The 19914-nt window shown below is 52.6% G+C and carries 19 protein-coding genes; 8 read left to right on the top strand and 11 right to left on the bottom strand.

Annotated elements, in window-relative coordinates; all coding sequences use genetic code 11:
- Positions 1-42: 42 nt before the first annotated feature.
- Entirely contained in the window at positions 43-1746 is a 1704-nt protein-coding gene (locus tag EJE49_RS14340) for a methyl-accepting chemotaxis protein (protein WP_275540751.1), read from the bottom strand.
- 256 nt (positions 1747-2002) lie between these two features.
- Here EJE49_RS14340 and EJE49_RS01330 point away from each other — a divergent pair, with 256 nt between their 5' ends.
- The 6 genes from EJE49_RS01330 to EJE49_RS01305 all read left to right on the top strand — a co-directional run bounded on the left by EJE49_RS01330 (position 2003) and on the right by EJE49_RS01305 (position 8390).
- A complete protein-coding gene (locus EJE49_RS01330; RefSeq protein WP_223246685.1) occupies positions 2003-2779 on the top strand; it encodes an alpha/beta hydrolase in 777 nt (258 codons plus the stop codon).
- A 4-nt stretch (positions 2780-2783) separates the two neighbouring features.
- The gene (locus EJE49_RS01325) at positions 2784-5009 is read left to right on the top strand and encodes a putative bifunctional diguanylate cyclase/phosphodiesterase (protein WP_124948604.1); all 2226 of its coding nucleotides are present in this window, start codon (positions 2784-2786) and stop codon (positions 5007-5009) included.
- Positions 5010-5126: 117 nt separating this feature from the next.
- The gene (locus tag EJE49_RS01320; protein ID WP_124948603.1) at positions 5127-5462 is read left to right on the top strand and encodes a hypothetical protein; all 336 of its coding nucleotides are present in this window, start codon (positions 5127-5129) and stop codon (positions 5460-5462) included.
- Positions 5463-6335, top strand: coding sequence for a decaprenyl-phosphate phosphoribosyltransferase (locus tag EJE49_RS01315; RefSeq protein ID WP_223246684.1), 873 nt, complete (start codon positions 5463-5465; stop codon positions 6333-6335). It abuts the gene before it with no gap.
- Positions 6320-7291 (top strand): lysylphosphatidylglycerol synthase transmembrane domain-containing protein, encoded by a 972-nt coding sequence (locus EJE49_RS01310; protein ID WP_223246683.1) that lies wholly within the window; start codon positions 6320-6322, stop codon positions 7289-7291. Before EJE49_RS01315 ends, EJE49_RS01310 begins: the two co-directional genes overlap by 16 nt.
- Before the next feature lie 16 nt (positions 7292-7307).
- Positions 7308-8390, top strand: coding sequence for a calcium:cation antiporter (locus tag EJE49_RS01305; protein ID WP_124948601.1), 1083 nt, complete (start codon positions 7308-7310; stop codon positions 8388-8390).
- Positions 8391-8710: 320 nt separating this feature from the next.
- On the opposite strand, the gene lipA is transcribed toward EJE49_RS01305, so the two are convergent.
- Genes lipA through EJE49_RS01255 form a run of 10 tightly spaced genes read right to left on the bottom strand, consistent with a single transcriptional unit; the run spans position 8711 to position 18024 of the window.
- Positions 8711-9643: a lipoyl synthase gene (gene lipA / locus EJE49_RS01300; protein WP_124948600.1), complete on the bottom strand. Its 933-nt coding sequence runs from the start codon at positions 9641-9643 to the stop codon at positions 8711-8713.
- Between the two features lie 6 nt (positions 9644-9649).
- Entirely contained in the window at positions 9650-10276 is a 627-nt protein-coding gene (lipB, locus tag EJE49_RS01295; protein ID WP_124948599.1) for a lipoyl(octanoyl) transferase LipB, read from the bottom strand.
- Positions 10277-10555 (bottom strand): YbeD family protein, encoded by a 279-nt coding sequence (locus EJE49_RS01290; RefSeq protein ID WP_306308180.1) that lies wholly within the window; start codon positions 10553-10555, stop codon positions 10277-10279. It abuts the gene before it with no gap.
- A 4-nt stretch (positions 10556-10559) separates the two neighbouring features.
- On the bottom strand, positions 10560-11690 hold the full coding sequence (locus tag EJE49_RS01285; RefSeq protein WP_124948597.1) for a D-alanyl-D-alanine carboxypeptidase family protein: 1131 nt from the start codon (positions 11688-11690) through the stop codon (positions 10560-10562).
- A gap of 38 nt (positions 11691-11728) precedes the next feature.
- Positions 11729-12580: a septal ring lytic transglycosylase RlpA family protein gene (locus EJE49_RS01280; RefSeq protein ID WP_124948596.1), complete on the bottom strand. Its 852-nt coding sequence runs from the start codon at positions 12578-12580 to the stop codon at positions 11729-11731.
- Positions 12577-13674, bottom strand: a complete 1098-nt coding sequence (gene rodA, locus EJE49_RS01275; RefSeq protein ID WP_124948595.1) for a rod shape-determining protein RodA — start codon at positions 13672-13674, stop codon at positions 12577-12579. The genes EJE49_RS01280 and rodA overlap by 4 nt, the downstream gene beginning before the upstream one ends.
- Positions 13664-15574: a penicillin-binding protein 2 gene (gene mrdA / locus EJE49_RS01270; RefSeq protein WP_124948594.1), complete on the bottom strand. Its 1911-nt coding sequence runs from the start codon at positions 15572-15574 to the stop codon at positions 13664-13666. Before mrdA ends, rodA begins: the two co-directional genes overlap by 11 nt.
- Positions 15571-16089 carry a rod shape-determining protein MreD gene (gene mreD, locus EJE49_RS01265; RefSeq protein WP_124948593.1) on the bottom strand — a complete coding sequence of 173 codons (519 nt, stop codon included), beginning with the start codon at positions 16087-16089 and terminating at the stop codon, positions 15571-15573. Before mreD ends, mrdA begins: the two co-directional genes overlap by 4 nt.
- On the bottom strand, positions 16089-16955 hold the full coding sequence (mreC, locus tag EJE49_RS01260; RefSeq protein WP_124948592.1) for a rod shape-determining protein MreC: 867 nt from the start codon (positions 16953-16955) through the stop codon (positions 16089-16091). Before mreC ends, mreD begins: the two co-directional genes overlap by 1 nt.
- A 25-nt stretch (positions 16956-16980) precedes the next feature.
- Positions 16981-18024 carry a rod shape-determining protein gene (locus EJE49_RS01255; protein ID WP_124948591.1) on the bottom strand — a complete coding sequence of 348 codons (1044 nt, stop codon included), beginning with the start codon at positions 18022-18024 and terminating at the stop codon, positions 16981-16983.
- A gap of 120 nt (positions 18025-18144) precedes the next feature.
- On the opposite strand from EJE49_RS01255, the gene gatC reads away from it, so the two are divergent.
- Both gatC and gatA read left to right on the top strand, forming a co-directional pair.
- Positions 18145-18432, top strand: coding sequence for an Asp-tRNA(Asn)/Glu-tRNA(Gln) amidotransferase subunit GatC (gene gatC, locus EJE49_RS01250; protein WP_124948590.1), 288 nt, complete (start codon positions 18145-18147; stop codon positions 18430-18432).
- A gap of 4 nt (positions 18433-18436) precedes the next feature.
- Positions 18437-19891 (top strand): Asp-tRNA(Asn)/Glu-tRNA(Gln) amidotransferase subunit GatA, encoded by a 1455-nt coding sequence (gene gatA, locus EJE49_RS01245; protein ID WP_124948589.1) that lies wholly within the window; start codon positions 18437-18439, stop codon positions 19889-19891.
- The last annotated feature ends 23 nt before the right edge of the window (positions 19892-19914 follow it).

Below are 19914 nucleotides of genomic sequence, written 5' to 3'. Positions count from 1 at the left end.
GACAACAAAATCGTCTGCTACAGATACATCATCAGTGCTTCCTTAGTGTTTTAGTCTGAGTGCCGGAGCGGCGCGTGGCAGTGCTCTGGATTGCGGGCTCTGTCGTTTTGGTACGGGTTTTAGCTGTTTAACAACCAGTCTGCGGTCAAATTTGAACACACTGACTGCCAAGGCCAGTTCATTGGCCTGTTCCGATAGATTTGCAGCGGCCACGGCAGCCTCTTCAACCAGAGCCGAATTCTGCTGGGTAATCCGATCCATTTCATTAATGGCCTGATTGACCTGATCAACGCCGATGCCTTGTTCGCGGCTGGCGGTGCTGATTTCCCGGATGATCTGGGCAACTTTCTGCACGGAATCGACAATCTCGGCTACCGTGGCTTTGGTGTCCGCCACCAGCTTGTTGCCTTCATCCACTTTGCTGGCGGATTCATCTATCAGTACTTTGATTTCCTTGGCGGCTGCCGCCGAGCGTTGTGCCAGTGTGCGCACTTCAGTTGCAACCACGGCAAAGCCTCGCCCCTGTTCGCCAGCGCGGGCCGCTTCGACTGCAGCATTGAGCGCGAGGATATTGGTCTGGAAGGCGATGCCATTGATCAGGCCGATAATGTCGGAAATCTTGTGGGCGGAAGTACTGATGCCGTCCATGGTATGGCCTACCTGACTGACCATCTCCCCGCCTTTGACCGCCACAACCGATGCCGCTTCGGCCAATTTGCTGGCCTGCTGCGCATTGCTGGCATTGCCTTTAACCGTAGAGGCGAACTGCTCCATGCTGGCTGCGGTTTCTTCCAGGCTGGAAGCCTGCGATTCGGTGCGGCTGGACAAATCCATATTACCGGCAGCAATTTCATGTGCACCGCTATTGATAGTGGCCACATTGCTGCGTACATCACCGATGATGGAAACCAGATTGACGTTCATCTGCTCCAGCGCCTGAAGCAACAGTCCGGCATCATCATGCCGGGTAGAGTGAAACTTGACTGTTAGGTCGCCCCCGGCGATAGCGCGAGCAATGTGAGTGGCTTGTGTTAATGGTTGTGCTACCTGATGAATCAGGTATATCCATAGCTGTATGGCGATGGCTACGGCCATCAACGTGGCAGCCAGAGGCCATGTCTGACTTTGACTGCCAAGCAGATTAGGCAGAGCGTAGGCGATTGCGGCAAACAGGATGATCAGCGCGGCACTGACATGTACGCGGGTTGATAATGAGGTAGTGCGCAAGCGGGTAATGGCGCCCGTCAGGCCGGTGCTGACGACTTCGCCGCGATAGACTTTCAGGCCCTGCGCCTGATTGTCGCTGAATTGCTGATAAATGGGTGCAGTGGCCTCGATGACAGCGCGGGCGGGTTTGGTGCGCACCGACATGTAGCCGACTACCTTACCGTTTTCCCGGATCGGAGTAGCGTTGGCCTTGACCCAGTAGAAATTCCCGTTCTTGCAACGGTTCTTGACCAGGCCGGTCCACGGCAAACCTGATTTGAGGGTCTGCCACATATCGGCAAAGGCTTCGCTGGGCATATCCGGATGGCGCAATATATTATGCGGTGAGCCCAGCAGCTCATCCGGGCTATATCCGCTGACTTCGCAAAAATACGGGTTCACATAAGTGATATTGCCGGCAAGATCGGTTTTGGAAACGATGGAGCGTTCGGAATCCAGCTCGTATTCATTATTGGTAACGGGTAAGTTGATGCGCATGGCTAGGCTTTCTAGATACAGGGCTAAATATTTGTATTCCATAATATACAGATATTCTTATCTTAATGTCAAATGCTTTCAAATTCATGGATTTAAGTGTAAGTTTAAGGCTGTAAGATGAATTATTACAGGGTATGTCAGTTCATTAATCTATCGATGGATTTGTGTTTATAATGGTACGCATAATAATCATGATAAATCAGGGGGTGGGATGACCAGGATTAATTGGATACTCAGATGCGTGCCAGTACTTTTGTGCGTATTGCCAATTGTCGCGCAGGCGCGGGTGGTGCAATTTATGCTGCCTTCAAAACTGGTGGTGACGGCGCAATATCATGCCGGGCTTGCGGATAAACCCGCGGTGTTGCTGTTGCATGGTTTTCTGCAGACGCGCGATGCGCCACCGATGAGTACATTAGGGCAGTCGCTGGCGGATGCAGGTTATACTGTTTTAATGCCTACCTTGTCTTTGGGCTATTCCCAGCGAAATCAGAGCCTGGCGTGCGAAGCCATGCACACCCACACCCTGCAAAACGATACTGCAGAATTGGCATTGTGGGTGGACTGGCTGGATAAAAATTCACATGGCCCGATATTCTTGGTTGGGCACAGCAATGGCAGTGCGGTAGTAATGAATTATATTGCACAGCGTCCGGCGAAAAGCATACAGGGTGCCATTTTAACCAGTGTGGTTCCGATCAAAATTGATCCGGTTGAATATCAGCATGCGCTGGAGGATAAAACCCAGTCGTCTGCTGCGGCATTGAAAAAATATCGGATATCTTATTGCCAGCATAGCTATTTATCAAGCGCTGCTGGTTATTTGTCGTATGCCCGATTGAGTGAAAGGACGATGCTGGCAAAGCTGCATAAGGCTAAAAAACCATTTCAGATCATCGTTGGCAGCGCCGATCAGGTTTTTTCACCTGGTTGGGAACGTCAGCTGAAAACGGCATTTCCTTCAACCATAGTCATACCAGGAGCAGGTCATTTTTTTGATGGCGCTTATGAGTTTGCGCTGCTGGATCAGGTGCAGTTGGTTTTGAATCAGTGGCCTAAGCGAAAGGGAACCTGAAGCCATGTTGAACTGGTTTAGATTATTATCTGTTAAAACGTATGCGATCGTTTTTATCCTGTTGCTGGCCACATTGTTTGGGGTATTCAGCGCGGTCACATTGCAGAAAATTAATGTGTTGCGTAACCAGCTCAGTATTCAGCATGAGCAATCAGCCCGGCTGGAAATGGTGCAGGCCGTGCTGCTGCTGAATCAGAAGTTGATGCAAGACAGCCAGAAATTTATAGACTGGAATGAAACCTACCAGCAAATATTCGACCCGAGTTATTACGATTATTGGAAAAAGCGTGTATTTCAAAGCGGTATCCTGCCAGACACGGTGACGGCAGTTGAATTGTTTAATCATGCTGGTTTGCCTGTATCCCGTTCAGCGGGCGAAGTTATGCCCAAACCGCTGATCAATAAAACACGATTGACTGTGAGCAAGCAGGGGGCGCGTGTATACGGGTATTTAACACGACCGATTTATGATGGTTTTAATAAATCGTCACCTTCCGGGTATGCCATGATTCAGTTCGATTTCCTGAAGGCTCTGGCGGATACCATGTCCTTTCATTATATTGATTCGAGTCACCTTGATCTGGACTTGGCGGAAGGTCAGACCGTCGACATTGATCAAATGGTCGGGCATATCCGTTACAAACTGAATGCGAATCCGGAAACCAATCGCTTATTTGCGATGATGTTCAATGAGCGTTACCAGATGGCCGTCATTATGTTCGTGTTGTCAGTGGCACTGTATTTTGCATTGATGCGCTTTGTGGCTCACCCACTGCAGCGGCTGTCGCAGCACATTAATGCACTAAAAGATAATTATGACCACACGCATCTCCCAGAACTGCATCAGAAACTGCCGATACTGGAATTGGAGCATGTGCGTAACTCGCTGAATGATTATCAGCAGCAGCTTGATGATATGCACCGCCGCATCGATGAAAAAAATACCGAATTATGGGGTATGGCACATCGCGATTCGTTGACCGGGGCATACAACCGCCGTTGTTTTGATGAGGATTGCCAATTATGGGTATCGAATTCTTTGCAGGATGATGCAGGCGTAGCTTTGCTGCTGTTCGATTGCGATTATTTTAAAACGATTAACGATACTTACGGGCATCAGGTAGGCGATCAGGTGCTGATAGCAATCGCTAATACGATGCAGTCCTGTCTGCGTGGCAGCGACAAACTCTATCGTATCGGCGGTGATGAATTCGCGGTGATGTTCATGGATACCGACGCGCAGCGCAGTGTCGATGTGGCCCATCGCTGCGTAACGGCAGTTGGGCAATATGATTTCTCCGTATTGGGGATTAAAGATCCTATCCGGATTAGTGTCGGCATTGCACGAAGCGGGGAGCTGGATCAGAATCGCCCGGAAATGCTGCAAAAGCAGGCAGATATGGCCATGTATCATGCCAAGCTGCCCGGATATGGCAAAGTGGTTGTCTATAATGCAGAAATGGAAGCATTGAGTAAGTCGGTGTTTTCCAATCCGTTAACCAATGCCGTATTTAATGCGATACAAACTGGTAATGGCTTGGTAATCCATTATCAGCCTATCATCTGTTTCGAAACGCAGCAGGTTGAATATTACGAAGCGCTGGTGCGACTGCAAATTGCGGATGAACTGGTATTGCCTCACGCCATTTTTCCAGTGGTGCATAGCCGTCATCTGGAAGCAGAATTTGATTTTGCCATCATGCGGCGTATCGCCCAGGACTTGGCCAAGCAGTTAATTCCGCAAGGTACTGGAGTTTCTATCAATATTTCCGGGGTGAGTATTGAACATGCGGATTTTCAGAGCCGGATAGCGCAATTTGAATCTTACCTTCCCTATTACAAACTGGTACTTGAACTTACCGAAACGTCACTGGTGACCCGGTTGCAGCAGGTTTCAACAATCTTGTCCGGGCTGCGTGAGGCGGGGTTTCTGATTGCGCTGGATGATTTTGGCAGCGGTTATTCATCGCTCAGCTATATTGCCAACATGCCGGTTGATATTGTGAAATTCGATTTGTCGATGATACGCAGTCTTGAGCAGGGCGGACGGCAGGGTATGGTGATTGATGGTCTTGCGCGCATCATTGCAGATGCTGGCTATACGCTGGTTGCGGAAGGCATAGAAACAGAACAGTCTCTTGCTACGATACGGCAGATAGGATTTAGTCATGGACAGGGGTTTCTGTTCGGCCGGCCTGAAATCTTGCCTTTAGACATAAAGTTGTCCTGAGTGGCATCAGTGTCATCGCTTATCCGCTAATGCAAGATTGTTATGCTGGTCATTTTCTCCTTGTGTTTTTGGTAATAGGCTTTAGCATATCGAAGTCATCGTTTTGTATCCCTTATTATGAAATTTCAGCATCTCCCAATTGGCGCACGTTTCGAATTTGAAGGTAAGCGGTTTACTAAAACCAGCCCGTTAGTGGCATCCGAGGAAGGTGGCGGCCAGCGTATGATCCCGCGCTATGCAGTGTTACGCGGTTTAGATGAAAATATGGCAAAAACGGCTGACGTTAAGGTATCCGATCTGAATGTAAACGCCGTGCTCGCTGCTTTTACCGAGTTTGAAAGTGCTGCAGTGCAGTTGTTACATGAAGTAGCTGGCATAGGCACTGAACAGCTTGCACACTCGAAAACAGCGCTTGCAGAAGCAGGGCAGAAATTCCGGAATAAGATTGCATAAATGAACATGATATTAAACTTGTGGCGACTGATGCGCCCGCACCAGTGGCTGAAAAACAGTTTCGTGTTCACCGGTTTGCTGTTCGGTCATGCCTGGCATGATGTGCATCTGGTGTATCAGGTGATATTCGCTGCACTCGCCTTTTCGCTGATTTCCAGTGCGGTGTATATCATTAACGACATGGTGGATTGCGAGCAGGATCGTTTGCATCCGGTGAAGTGCTTGCGCCCGCTGGCGGCGCAGCAGTTGGGTATGACCACGGCCGGGATCTTTGCCGCGCTGCTGATAGTGAGCGGTCTGCTGCTGGCGGCATGGGTAGCGGGTACGGTGCTGCTGATCATTGTGCTGTATGCAGTGATGAATCTGGCCTACTCCTTACGCCTGAAACATATCGTGATACTGGATGTGTTCATTATCGCCGCGGGTTTTATGCTGCGCATACTGGCGGGTACGCTGGGTGTGGGCATACCGCCGTCACAATGGCTGCTGTTATGCGGGTTGATGGTGACGCTGTTTCTGGGGTTCGCAAAACGCCGCGCCGAGATCATCGAACTGGCCGAAACTAAAACCGCACACCGTAAAGTGCTGGCGCATTACAGCCCGGTATTACTGGACAAGATGATCGGTATTACCGCGTCGGGGGTGATCATGAGCTACAGTTTGTATACCATGAGCCCGGAGACGGTGCATACCCACGGTACCGGCAACCTGATCTATACCGTGCCCTTTGTGATGTACGGCGTCTTCCGCTATATCTATCTGCTGCATCAGCAACACGGTGGCGGTGATCCGTCGCGTGATGTGGTACGCGACCCGCATCTGTTGCTGGCTGTGTTGGCGTGGGCCATGGCGACGTTTTGGCTGATCCGCTAATGCATGTTCATGCCAATCCGTTGCATGGCTGGCGGCGGCACGCGCTGATACTGGTGGTGATGCTGAGTGTCGCCGGTTATCTCGGTTTTGTATTGTGGAGCGGCTGGGCAGAAGTCACCGCGGCCATCGCGCAAGTCGGCTGGCTGATGACCGGTGTTGCGCTGTTACTGTCTTTACTCAATTATGGCCTGCGTTTTGTGCGCTGGCAGCTGTATCTGGCGCAGTTGGGGCATACGCTGCCCTGGCGCGAACATTTCCGCATTTACATGGCCGGCTTCAGCATGACCATCGTACCTGGCAAGGTGGGCGAAACCATTCGCAGCATCTTTCTGAAAGCACATGGTGTGGATTATGCCAAAAGCGTCGCAGTTTTCTTCAGCGAGCAGGCGTCGAATCTGATCAGCATGGTGATACTGGCTGCATTCGGGGTGTGGGTGTATCCGGCGGCGCAACCCTTCGTGCTGATCCTGAGCGCAGCACTGCTTGTCGGTCTGGTGGTGTTGCAACAGGCTAAATTGCTAGCCATGCTTGATCAGTTCGCCCAGCGCTGGTTGCCCGCTAAACTGGCCAAGGTGTCGCATGCGGCATTCACCACCATAGCGCATGCCGGGCAATGCCTGCGCTTTCCGGTATTGTCGCTGGGGCTTGCGATTGGTGTCGTGGCTTGGGGCGCAGAAGGTGTGGCGCTGTATTTCATGCTGCATAGTCTGGGCAGTGACATCAGCCTGCAAACCACGCTGTTTATCTATGCGTTCTCCATGCTGGTCGGTGCGATCAGTTTTCTGCCGGGTGGCCTTGGGGGTGTCGAGGCGACGATGATAGGCTTGTTAATGCTTAATCAACTCGATCAGGCGCATGCGGTTGCAGTGACTTTGCTTATCCGGTTGACTACGCTGTGGTTCGCCATTGCGCTGGGCGGAATGGCGATGATGCATATTCCGCAGCGCAAAAATTGATATTCAGGGAGTGGAGATGACGTTAGCTAAACAGGTTGGCCGTGAGTGGTTAATGCTGGTTGCCGCAGTGGTCGGCGTAATCGGATTTGCATTTGAACATGCGGCGCTGGAATCGGGGGGCATGGCGCTGTGGGGATTGTTTGCACTGGTGCTGGCGAGTGTCATAGGCTTGGCCTTCCGTATTGCCCATCATGCTGAAGTGTTGGCTGTGCGTTTGGGTGAACCTTTTGGCACGCTGATTTTAACGGTGGCTGCAGTGGCCGTGGAAGTCGTGATTCTCGTGGTGATGATGTCTGGTAGTCACAGCCCGACCTTGGCACGGGATACGGTATTCTCAGCCATCATGCTCGATATCAATGGCATACTGGGCATAGCTGCCATCATTGGCGGAATCAAACATGGTGTCCAGAAATATAATCTGGATGCTGCAAACGCTTATGTTGCCATGCTGTTAACCGCAGTCGGGATCGGTATGTTTATTCCGGATTTTGTGCCGGCGGCGAAATGGGAGGTCTATTCAGTATTTTCAGTGGTGATCATGGCAATACTGTATATCGCTTTTCTACGTTTGCAGACCATCGAGCATCGTGAATTCTTTTCATTTGGTGATGTGGAAGAAGAAGCCCATGACAAAAAAGGCAGTCCAAACTCACTGCATGTGGCTTTGTTGATCGGTTCAGTTATCGCAGTCGGTATTCTGTCCGAGTTACTGGCGGCATTGCTTACCCGTGGTTTGGAAGGTACAGGATTGCCGCTGGCGATTCCTGCTGTCATGGTTGCGCTGGTTTCCGCCAGCCCGGAGCTGATGGCGGCATTGAATGCCGCACGCAGCGATCGTATGCAGACCACTGTTAATATCGCGCTGGGTGCTTCGCTGGCAACAGTTTTGCTGACCTTGCCGGTGATAGAAGGCATTGCCCTGTTTACCGGGGCACGTATCGATATGGCGCTGACCCCGATACAGGCGGGGATGCTGCTGGTGACTTTTCTGGTGACGATGAATAACCTGCACGATGGCGAATCAAACGCCATCGAAGGCATGACGCATTTTGCGTTGTTTGCGGCGTTTGTGATGCTGACGTTGTTGGGGGTAGCGTAATAGGTAGTTTTCTTGAAATTTGAATTTCTGTATGCGATCCAATTCGACCATTTATGGTCTGTTTATTGAATGCTCGCTGAGCAAAGGAAAGCGGACATTAAATTTCAACTATCTAATGGACATTTCCTACTAATTTAAATGCTTCTGCCTTAATTTCTGCGGTATATATTGCGCTACTCATTGGCTTCACTCCCGTCCAGTTCCTAAATCATAATGTGTTCACTGAAGCGGGTGGAATCTATGTTTTTAAGTGACTAATTCGACAATGGCTGCTTCAGATGAATTACGACGTGCATTCATAATTAGCTATGCATAAAATCTCAGGTAGAAATTCCTTGCGCCTGTTGATCGGCATGATAGCTGCTGCGCACCATAGGCCCGCAGGCGGCATGTTTGAAGCCCATGGCTATCGCTTCGGCTTCAAAAACACTGAATTGCTCGGGTGTCACATAGCGGGTTAACGGAATGTGGTGTCCGGACGGCTGTAAATATTGTCCTATAGTCAGCATGTCGACATCATGGGCACGCAGGTCGCGCATGACTGCCAGAACTTCTTCATCGGTTTCACCAAGTCCGACCATGATGCCGGACTTGGTTGGAATGTGCGGATGACGCGCTTTGAAATCTTTGAGCAGTTGCAGTGAGTGGGCGTAATCGGCACCCGGTCGCGCAGCTTTATACAGGCGCGGTACTGTTTCCAGATTGTGGTTCATGACGTCGGGTGGTGCGCTGTCAAAGATGTCGAGGGCAATGTTCAGCCGACCGCGAAAGTCGGGTACCAGTACCTCGATACGGGTGTTGGGTGCTGCTATGCGGACTTGGCTAATGCAGTCTACAAAGTGCTGTGCGCCACCATCGCGTAAATCATCGCGATCTACGCTGGTGATGACAACGTATTTTAGTTTCATCGCGGCGATGGTGTGGGCAAGGTGTGCGGGTTCTTCGGCGTCGGGCGGCAACGGTTTGCCATGGCCGACATCGCAGAACGGGCAGCGCCGTGTGCATAAATCGCCGAGGATCATGAAGGTGGCGGTGCCGTGTTTGAAGCATTCGCCCAGGTTGGGGCAGGAGGCTTCTTCGCAGACGGTGTGCAGTTTTTGCTCGCGCAAAACGGCTTTGAGTGCGGCAACTTCGGGCGAATTGGGCGACTTGGCGCGTATCCAGGACGGCATTTTCAGGCGTTCCTGTGGAACGATTTTGATCGGGATACGGGCGGTTTTGGCTTCGCCTTTATGGAGTTTGATATCGGCCATGATGTTTTAACTATTCTGTGTGAGCGTGATTTGCTGAATTAAATGGGTGCTGAGCGATTCGGCAAGCTGTGCCATCGGCGTGGTAACGCCAAAATCCCGCATTTGTGTGACGGCCATGCCTTGATAGCCGCACGGATTAATGTAGCTGAATGGGCTTAAGTCCATATCAACATTGAGTGCGAGTCCATGATAACTGCATCCGTGTTTAATGCGTAGCCCTAATGCGGCGATTTTTGCATTATCCACGTAAACGCCGGGAGCATTGGTCAGGCGTTGAGCCTGGATGTGGTGCTCAGCCAGCAGGTTGATAATGGTTTGCTCTATGCGCGTCACTAGGTCGCGCACTCCGTAGCCACGGCGTTTAAGATCTATCAGTAGATAGGCCACGATTTGGCCGGGACCGTGGTAAGTGATCTGCCCCCCGCGGTCTATGTTGACCAGCGGGATGTCCGTGATTTGCAACAGGTGTTCCGGCTTGCCGGCCTGGCCTAAGGTATAAACCGGTGGGTGTTCCAGTAGCCAGATTTCGTCAGCGGTGTCCGGGCCACGCCGGGCGGTGAATTCCTGCATGGCAAGCCAGGTGGGCAGGTATTCTACCTGCCCCAGATGGCGCAGTAAGATGTTGCCAGGCAATTACAGCACCACTTTGACCATTTCATGCGCGGTCAGTGCACGATACAGATTATCGAGCTGTTCGCGTGAAGTGGCGCGGATGGTGCAGGTGACGCTTTGGTAATTTCCCGCCTTGCTTGGCCGGCATTCTATGGTGCTGACATCAAAATCCGGCGCATGTTGCAGCACCAGCGAGGTGATGCTCTGCTCAAATTCCGGATGGGTCGCTCCCATAATCTTGATGGGGAAATCGCTGGGATATACGATCAGGCTGTCTTCGGGTTTGATTTCACTCATCATCGGCTCACTTGAATTTCAGCATCAGGCTATCCCAGGTGCGGCCAAAGATGCTGGCAACACCGACATTTTCCAATGCTTGCAATTGATATTGGGCGAGAACTTTGTTGTCCAGAGTCACGCTTAACGTACCCACTACCTGACCTCTGCTGAGCGGTGCCAGCAAAGGCTGACGGGTAGTCAGAGTGGTTTTGATATCTTTATTACGGCCGCGCGGCATGCTCAAATAGATGTCGCGGGTAAAGCCGACTTTAATGCTGCTGTCATGGCCTTTCCATACTTTGAGGGTCGTGACCGGCTGATCTTTGGCGTAGAGTTTGACGCTATCAAAGAATTGGAAGCCATAATTCAGCAGGCGCTGACTCTCTGCTGCGCGCAGGCCATCCGAGGCAGCGCCCAGCACCACGGATAATAGTCTGCGCTGGCCACGATGGGCAGAGGCGATCAGGCAATAGCCGGCACTTTCGGTATGGCCGGTTTTCATGCCGTCGACGGTTGGGTCGCTCCACAGCAGGCGATTGCGGTTAGGCTGGGTGATGTTGTTGTAGCGATATTCCTTGATGGAATACAGCGGATGAAATTCCGGGAAGTCGCGAATGATGGCGGTGGCAATCAGGCTCAGGTCATGTGCCGTAGTGTAATGCTGTGGGTCGGGCAAGCCGGTGGAGGTGACGAAGTGGGTGTGGGTCATGCCCAGTAGCTGGGCTTGCTTGTTCATCATCACCACAAAACCGGGTTCGCTACCGCCAACCGCTTCAGCCAGCGCGATGGTGGCATCGTTACCGGACTGGATGATCATGCCGTGCAGTAATTCATCGACAGTCACCGGTTTATTGGGCTCAATAAACATGCGCGAGCCTTCGGTTTTCCAGGCTTTCTCGGAAACGGGAACAACGTCGGTCAGCTTCAGGCGGCCCTGTTTGATAGCGGCGAAGGTCAAATAAGCACTCATCAGTTTGGTCAGGGATGCGGGCTCGATGCGGCGGTCGCCATCCTGTTGCACCAGAATCTGGCCGTTGTTTACATCCATCAGTAACCAGGCTTTGGCGGCTAATTGCGGTGGTGGAGCGCTCGGTAAATCAATGGCGAGACTTGCGGTGCTGAAACAAAGTAATAGAAAAACGATAAATGATTTCATGTTTAGGTCGGTGAGTAATTGAAAGTGCTACAGGTAATCTATTCCAGGACAACGCGAATGGGTTTTAAGTTCATGCGCGTTTCGATTTCATGGGCGGCTGATTTTGCGCTGTCATCGTCATTATACGGCCCCAATGCAACGCGGTAGCGGTCCGCTTTGTTCATGATTACCAGTGCGGCACTGGCTTTATTGAGTTTGGTGGTGGCTTGCGCCAGCAGTTTTTCGGCATTTTCACGACTGCCAAAGCTGCCTAACTGGAGAAAGATGCCTGTGGATTTGGCGTTGAGATCCTTGCCCTGGCTGATTTCAGCCGGAGTAATGGCGGTGACTTCCACCATGCCGCTGCCGCCTTGTGAGATGCCTAATTTATGGGCAGCAGTATAAGATAAATCAATGATGCGTTTGCTATGGAAGGGGCCTCTGTCATTGATGCGGACGATAACCGATTTGCCGCTGGCCAGGGACTTGACGCGCGCATAACTGGGAATAGGCAGGGTGCGGTGAGCTGCTGTCATGCCGTACATATCATACGTTTCGCCGGATGCTGTGCGTTTACCATTAAAACGGCGGCCATACCAGGAAGCTAACCCCTGTTCCTGATACGATGTCGCTGTAGTGGATGGCGAGTATTCCTGTCCTAAGGCGACATAAGGACGATTGGCGTATTTATGCAAGGTTTCGATTTTGGGTACCGCATCGGGAATAGCATCAATATTGGCTGGCGGGTTGTCGCCAGGGCCATCATCCAGATAATAACCGCCAGGCTTATGATTTCCTGCGATGGTGGCTGGTGCAGGCTCGAGTTTGCCGGGAGCAGGTTGGCGTGCTGGTGGCGTGCTGGCGCAACCAGCAAGGCTTGCAATAATAATTAAGCTTAGTAGTCTGATCATGATTTTAATAGTTTCCGGTGCGTTTTAACGCTCATTAAAATACCAAAACCCAGCATCACTATCACCATAGCGGTACCACCATAACTCATCATCGGTAAGGGTACACCGACAACGGGCAAGATACCAGAGACCATGCCCATGTTGACAAAAGCGTAGGTGAAGAATGCTAAGGTAACACTGCCTGCCATAAGTCGCGCAAACAGGGTCGGTGCATTTGCTGCGATAGTCAGGCCGCGAGCGATGATAGCCAGATAAAGTATCAGTAATAAAATATTGCCCAGTAACCCGAACTCTTCGCCAAATACAGCAAATACAAAATCCGTGGTGTGTTCGGGCAGGAAATCCAGATGGGTCTGGGTGCCTTGCAGCCAGCCTTTGCCGAAGCTGCCGCCAGAACCAATGGCGATGGTGGACTGGATGATATGGTAGCCCGCGCCCAGTGGGTCTGTGGTTGGGTCGAGCAAGGTGAGTACGCGGTTCTTCTGGTAATCATGCAGAAAATGCCAGAGCACCGGCATACTGGCGCCAGCAATGACGACCATGCCGGCCATGATGCGCCAGGGTAATCCGGCGAAAAACAGCACATAAAATCCGGATGCGGAAATCAGCAAGGCCGTGCCCAGGTCGGGTTGACGTGCGACCAGTGCAACCGGTATCACCAGCAGGATAGCGCCGATGCCGTAATCTTTGAGGCGCAGCGTGGCTTCGTGATAGTGAAAGTACCAGGCCAGCATCAGCGGCATGGCGATTTTCATGATTTCCGAGGGCTGGATGCGGGTAACGCCGACATGCAGCCAGCGTCGCGAGCCATTGACCACATCACCAAACAGGGCAACGCCGATCAGCAGCACCACACCAACAGTATAGAGCGGCACTGCCAACGCAAGCAGGTACTGCGGCGGGGTATTGGCGACCATGACCATGACAGTCAGCGCAACCAGCATATTGATGCCGTGTGCCAACAGCCTGGTGTTGTCCTCACCTGCGGCGCTGTATTGCACGAAGAGACTGAGCAGCATCAGCGCAAATAACAGCAGTAGCAGCGGGTAGTCCAGATGCGCGGCAATCTTGATCAGCCAGCGTTTAATCCGCATTGACATTGTCTCCTGCGCTGGTTTCCGGTGCCGCTGTCATGGCTTTGGGCAGCTTGCCCAGCAAGTAGTAATCCATCACCGCACGGGCGATGGGGGCCGCCGATGTGCCGCCGTGGCCGCCGTTCTCTACCAGTACTGCAATGGCAATTCTGGGTGCGTCAGCAGGGGCAAAGGCAATGAATAGTGCATGATCCCGGTGTGCTGCCAGAAGTTTACTGGCATTATACTTTTCATTCTGGCGTATGCCGACCACTTGCGCGGTGCCGGTTTTAGCTGCAATCAGATAAGGGGCCCCGGCGCTGGCGACCGAAGCCGTTCCGCCGGGACGGGTGACGTCGATCATGGCGTTCACTATCGTTTGCAGATGAGCGGGGGTAATGTCGGCGTGGGCGATCACTTGTGGCGCAATAACGTGACGCTGTCCAGTGCGGCTATCGATAATGGCCTGCACGATCTGCGGTCGCAATGTAGTGCCACCGTTGGCCAGCGCTGCTGTGGCAACGGCCAATTGCAACGGCGTGGCCAGGTTGTAGCCTTGACCAATGCCGGCAATTACCGTTTCACCGGGGAACCAGGGCTGTTTGGAATGTTTTGCCTTCCATTCGCGTGACGGCAGTACGCCGGCTAACTCACCATTCATATCGATGCCGGTTTTCTGCCCGAAGCCGAATTGCGATAAATAGCTGTGCATGCGATCTATGCCCAAGTCGTTGGCAAGGCGGTAATAATAGGTATCGCATGATTGCACGATGGAATTGTGCATGTCGACGGTGCCGTGGCCGCTTGGTTTCCAGTCGCGGTAGCGGTGGCTGCTGCCGGGCAGGGAAAAGAAGCCTGGGTCGGAAATGGTATCCGTTGCCGTGCGTATCCCGTAATGCAGTCCGGCCAGCGCCATGAATGGTTTGATAGTCGAGCCTTCCGGATAAGCGCCACGTAAAGCGCGATTGAGCAGAGGTCGGTCAGGGGAGGTGTTAAGGGCATTCCAGTTGGTAGAGTCGATGCCATCGACAAATAAATTGGGATCGAACTCGGGATGGCTGACGAAGGCCAGCACGCCCCCGGTTTTCGGGTCCAGTGCTACGAGTGAGCCGCGATAGCTGCCGAAAGCCTGTTCGGCAATGGCTTGCAATTTGCTGTCGAGATTCAGTACCAGGTTGTCGCCGGAGATCGGGTTGGTGTGCGATAGCGTACGCACTGCATGGCCGCCTGCATCGGTTTCCACCTGTTCCGCACCGGTAGTGCCATGCAACTGGTTTTCGTAGCTTTGTTCGATGCCTACCTTGCCGATGTGATCCGTGCCGCGATAGTTGTCAAAACGCTTATCGGATTGCAATTCTTTCAGATCGGCATCATTGATGCGGCCGATATAGCCGATCAGGTGCGAAGCTGAAACGCCTTGCGGGTATTGGCGGAACAGTCGGGCTTTAACTTCCACACCCGGTAATCTGTAGCGGTTGGCGGCAACGCGGGCAACTTCGTCGTCGGTCAGGTGTGTACGTAATGGCAGGGTTTCGAAATTGCGACTTTCCGCCATGATCTTGGTGAAATTCTTGCGGTTGGCAGGCGTGATTTCAACTAATTTTGCCAGTTCATCTATGGTGGCATCAAGGTCATCAATCTTGCTGGGGGTCAGCTCAAGGGTGTAGGCAGAAAAATTATGGGCCAGGATGACCCCGTTACGATCCAGGATGATGCCGCGGGTGGGCGGGGTCGGGACGATGGAAATGCGGTTGCTTTCGGCGAGCGTGAAATAGCGGTCGTGTTCCAGCACCTGCACGTACACAAAGCGTGCTATCAGCACTAGAAACAGCACAATGACAAATCCGGCAGCAATGACAATGCGCTGCCTGAATCCGGCCAGTTCGGCCCGATAATATTTGATCTCCGCGGGGCGATTCATTGCGCCTCAGCGGTATCGGGGGTGCGCAGGCGGTGGAGCAGAATCCACAAGGGAATCCAGCACAAAGCGCCAGTAAGGATAGCTGCGAAATAGTTCAGCGCATGGAATGTGTCGCCGGCAAAAGTGGCAATCAATACGCTGATTACCTGCTCTACCAATAGCAAGCCAGCAATATGCGAAGCCTGTTGCCAGGGCGGGAAATTAAACATGCGTCGCTGCAACAGCAATAACACAAAAACGCTCATGGTATAGGCGAGCGCGTGCTGACCGAGTATTGTGCCGTCGGTGAGGTCAACCAGCAGCCCTAACCACCATGCTGCCCCCATGCCGATGCGGCCGGGTTGGTAAATGACCCAGTATAAAGTCACCAGTAACAGAAAGTCGGGGCGTAGCCATATCCAGTCGAGTGACCAAGGCAGCAGGTTAAACGCAAAGGCAACCAGCAGGCTGCCAGCAATGACCGGTCCGCGATGGGATAACGGCATGGTCGGGCCTTTAGGATGGGCGAATTGCATTATTTTTTCTCTGTGGGTACAGGTGCGGGGAGGGCACCATCAATGATCAACACTTGGCGGTATCGGTCAACCGCTGCAAGTGGTTTGCATTCTATGTGGGCAAAGGCCCGGCTGCTGCTGAGATCGATTTGCGTCACTTTGGCAACAGCCAGGCCGGATGGGTATACACCGTCTATGCCAGACGTTACCAGCAGGTCGCCAGTGCGCACATCCGTGTTATGCGGCAGATAACGGACCTCTACTGAGCCGTCTATGCCCATGCCGAACATGACCGCGCGTTGCCCGGTTCGCTGGATAATGACCGGAACAGACTGGTCTTTGTTGGTAAGCAGGGTGACTTCGCTGCTGAACGGGTATACCCGTGTAACCTGGCCTAATAAGCCGATTTCGTCGATTACAGCTTGACCGGGTTGGACATTTTGCTGGCTACCGCGATCAATGGTGACCTGGCGTTGATAAGGGTCGCGCGGGATGGCCAGAATTTCAGCCAGTTGCGTGTGCAACGGGGTGGCCTGTTTTGCTCCGAGTAGCGTGCGTAGCCGCTGATTTTCCAGTTCCAGGCTGCGATAGCGTTGCAGGGTAACGCTGTACTGGATAAAGCGCTGGCGCAAAGCATCATTTTCACGTTGCAATTGCGCGTGCTTGACGAAGAACCCGGTGACCCGTTCGTAGGTCAGATTAGGCGTCTGGATAAAGGTCTGTATAGGGAAGAGCAGCGTGTTGACGCCGGCGCGAAATCTGTCCAGGCCATGGAAACGGAGATCCGCAGCGATGATGGCAATGCTGATGAGCGCATAAATTAATAACCGTGCTCCCGCGCTTAAGCCGCGCGGAAACAGGGTCAGGTTCGGGTGGTGCGCAGACATGGTGGGAGATCAGGCGTGCTGGAGATCAGGAGTCTTGGGCAAATACACCGTGGAGCTTGTCCATTTCTTCTAGCGCACGACCGGAACCACGCACTACGCAGGTGAGTGGGTCTTCGGCGACGATGACTGGCAGACCGGTTTCTTCCATCAGCAGGCGATCCAGGTCGCGCAATAAGGCGCCGCCGCCGGTGAGTACCATGCCTTTTTCAGCAATGTCGGAACCGAGTTCGGGCGGTGTTTGCTCCAGTGCGGATTTGACTGCGCTGACGATGTTGTTGAGCGGGTCGGTAAGGGCTTCCAGTATCTCGTTGCTGGAAATGGTAAAGCTGCGCGGGATGCCTTCAGCCAGATTGCGGCCCTTGACTTCCATTTCCTGTACGGCGGACCCTGGGAATGCAGAACCAATGCCCTTTTTGATGGCCTCGGCAGTCGCTTCACCAATCAGCATGCCGTAATTGCGGCGGATGTAGTTGATGATGGCTTCATCGAATTTGTCGCCGCCGACTCGAACCGAGTTGGCATAAACAATGCCGCCCAGTGAAATCACGCCGACTTCCGTGGTGCCACCGCCAATATCTACGACCATGGAGCCGGTCGCTTCAGCAACCGGCAGATCTGCGCCGATCGCCGCAGCCATTGGCTCTTCAATCAGATACACCTGGCGTGCGCCGGCACCAATGGCGGATTCGCGAATCGCACGGCGTTCCACCTGGGTGGAACCGCAGGGCACGCAAATGATAATACGCGGGCTGGGGTGGAACATGCGCGTGTCATGTATTTTCTTGATGAAATACTTGAGCATCTGCTCGGTGATGGTGAAATCGGCGATCACGCCGTCTTTCATCGGGCGGATGGCGGTGATGTTGCCAGGAGTGCGTCCCAGCATCATCTTGGCTTCCAGTCCAACCGCCTGTATGGTTTTCTTGGCGCTGTTGCTGTCCTGGCGGATGGCGACAACGGAAGGTTCGTCCAGCACAATGCCTTTGCCTCGAACGTAGATCAGCGTATTGGCTGTACCTAAGTCAATTGCCAAATCAGTAGAAAAGTAGCCGCGTAGTGATCCAAACATGATATTTTTTTTCGCTAAAGTTGGGAGTTGATCGACTTAATCTAACTTGGGAGTTAGTAGCCTTGAATAAACGTAATATGATACCCTAATAGGCTTGTTTCCTGTGAAGATTTACGCACTATGTCACTTACTCTGCAAGATGTAAAACGTGTCGCAACCCTCGCCCGCATTGCGGTCAACGACGACGAAGCCGTCGCATATCAACAACAGCTCAACGGAATTTTTGGTTTGATTGCCGAAATGCAGGCAGTGGATACGACGGGTGTTGAGCCCATGTCGCATGCCCAGGACCTTAGCCAGCGTTTGCGTGATGACGTAGTAACAGAGGTTGATCAGCATGAAAAGTTCCAGGCCATTGCACCGCAAGTTGCGGCTGGTTTGTATTTAGTTCCGCAAGTGATTGAATGAAAACATGATTAATTCCAGTTTAAAACAGCTTGCCACCCTGCTTGCCGAGAAAAAAATTTCCAGTGTGGAATTGACGCAGACCTATCTGGATCGCATTGCCAGACTCAATCCCGCACTGAATGCTTTTGTTACGCTGAATACAGCCACCAGTCTGGCGGATGCACGCGATGCGGATGCACGTCTTGTTGCCGGTAACGCGGCACCGCTGACAGGTATTCCGGTCGCGCATAAGGATATTTTCTGTGCGGATGGCTGGCGTACCACCTGCGGCTCGAAAATGCTGGAGAATTTTATTGCGCCTTACGATGCGCATGTCATCAGTCAATTCAAAGCGGCGGGTATGGTCAGTCTGGGTAAAACCAACATGGATGAATTTGCCATGGGTTCATCCAATGAGACTTCCTATTACGGTTCGGTCAAAAATCCTTGGGATAAGCAGGCTGTGCCGGGTGGTTCGTCCGGTGGATCTGCTGCTGCAGTGGCGGCACGCCTGGCGCCGGCAGCGACTGGCACCGACACTGGCGGTTCTATCCGCCAGCCGGCCGCATTAACCGGTATTACCGGTCTGAAGCCGACCTATGGTGTGGTGTCGCGCTATGGCATGATCGCCTTTGCGTCGAGTCTGGATCAAGCCGGACCGATGGCGAAGTCGGCAGAAGATTGCGCGTTGCTGATGAACGTGATGGCCGGTTTTGATGAGCGTGATTCAACCAGCCTGGAGCGTCCGTCTGAAGACTATACGCGTGATCTGGATCAACCCTTGGCAGGGTTGCGCATCGGGCTGCCACGCGAATATTTTGCCGAAGGTCTGAGTGCCGATGTGGCTGCAGCGGTCGAAGCTGCATTGCAAGAATATCGCAAGCTGGGTGCGACCACGGTGGATATTTCGCTGCCGAATACCAAATTATCCATACCGGTGTATTACGTGCTTGCGCCGGCTGAGGCATCGACCAATCTGTCGCGGTTTGATGGCGTGCGTTACGGTTATCGTGCACCGGATTACAGCGATCTGACCGATATGTATGAAAAATCCCGTGCCCAGGGTTTTGGCACTGAGGTCAAGCGCCGCATCATGATCGGCACCTACGTGCTGTCGCATGGTTATTACGATGCATATTATATGCAGGCGCAAAAAATTCGCCGCATGATTGCCCAGGATTTTACTGACGCATTCCAGCATTGCGACATTATCATGGGGCCGACTGCACCGAGCACCGCATTTAATTTCGGTGAGAAATCGGATGATCCGGTTGCCATGTATTTATCCGATATTTACACCATCGCCGTCAACCTGGCCGGTTTGCCCGGCATGTCGGTGCCGTGCGGTCTAGGCAGTAACGGACGTCCGGTGGGATTGCAGATGATCGGCAATTATTTTAGCGAAGCCAGAATGCTCGGTGTTGCCCATCAGTATCAGTTGGCGACGGATTGGCATACACGGATGCCCGAGAATATCTAAAACATTTAACCGCAAGCCACAGG

Source organism: Sulfuriferula thiophila, assembly GCF_003864975.1.
GTDB classification, from domain to species: domain Bacteria; phylum Pseudomonadota; class Gammaproteobacteria; order Burkholderiales; family Sulfuriferulaceae; genus Sulfuriferula; species Sulfuriferula thiophila.
Note: the sequence above shows the minus strand (reverse complement) of the source record. Positions and strands in the feature narration are given on the sequence as shown.

Excerpts from the sequence above, each read along its gene's own strand:
- EJE49_RS14340 (WP_275540751.1), bottom strand. The coding sequence starts at position 1,746 with ATGGAATACAAATATTTAGCCCTGTATCTAGAAAGCCTAGCCATGCGC.
- EJE49_RS01330 (WP_223246685.1), top strand. The coding sequence starts at position 2,003 with ATGCTGCCTTCAAAACTGGTGGTGACGGCGCAATATCATGCCGGGCTT.
- EJE49_RS01325 (WP_124948604.1), top strand. The coding sequence starts at position 2,784 with ATGTTGAACTGGTTTAGATTATTATCTGTTAAAACGTATGCGATCGTT.
- EJE49_RS01320 (WP_124948603.1), top strand. The coding sequence starts at position 5,127 with ATGAAATTTCAGCATCTCCCAATTGGCGCACGTTTCGAATTTGAAGGT.
- EJE49_RS01315 (WP_223246684.1), top strand. The coding sequence starts at position 5,463 with ATGAACATGATATTAAACTTGTGGCGACTGATGCGCCCGCACCAGTGG.
- EJE49_RS01305 (WP_124948601.1), top strand. The coding sequence starts at position 7,308 with ATGACGTTAGCTAAACAGGTTGGCCGTGAGTGGTTAATGCTGGTTGCC.
- lipA (WP_124948600.1), bottom strand. The coding sequence starts at position 9,643 with ATGGCCGATATCAAACTCCATAAAGGCGAAGCCAAAACCGCCCGTATC.
- EJE49_RS01290 (WP_306308180.1), bottom strand. The coding sequence starts at position 10,555 with ATGATGAGTGAAATCAAACCCGAAGACAGCCTGATCGTATATCCCAGC.
- EJE49_RS01285 (WP_124948597.1), bottom strand. The coding sequence starts at position 11,690 with ATGAAATCATTTATCGTTTTTCTATTACTTTGTTTCAGCACCGCAAGT.
- EJE49_RS01280 (WP_124948596.1), bottom strand. The coding sequence starts at position 12,580 with ATGATCAGACTACTAAGCTTAATTATTATTGCAAGCCTTGCTGGTTGC.
- rodA (WP_124948595.1), bottom strand. The coding sequence starts at position 13,674 with ATGCGGATTAAACGCTGGCTGATCAAGATTGCCGCGCATCTGGACTAC.
- mrdA (WP_124948594.1), bottom strand. The coding sequence starts at position 15,574 with ATGAATCGCCCCGCGGAGATCAAATATTATCGGGCCGAACTGGCCGGA.
- mreD (WP_124948593.1), bottom strand. The coding sequence starts at position 16,089 with ATGCAATTCGCCCATCCTAAAGGCCCGACCATGCCGTTATCCCATCGC.
- mreC (WP_124948592.1), bottom strand. The coding sequence starts at position 16,955 with ATGTCTGCGCACCACCCGAACCTGACCCTGTTTCCGCGCGGCTTAAGC.
- EJE49_RS01255 (WP_124948591.1), bottom strand. The coding sequence starts at position 18,024 with ATGTTTGGATCACTACGCGGCTACTTTTCTACTGATTTGGCAATTGAC.
- gatC (WP_124948590.1), top strand. The coding sequence starts at position 18,145 with ATGTCACTTACTCTGCAAGATGTAAAACGTGTCGCAACCCTCGCCCGC.
- gatA (WP_124948589.1), top strand. The coding sequence starts at position 18,437 with ATGATTAATTCCAGTTTAAAACAGCTTGCCACCCTGCTTGCCGAGAAA.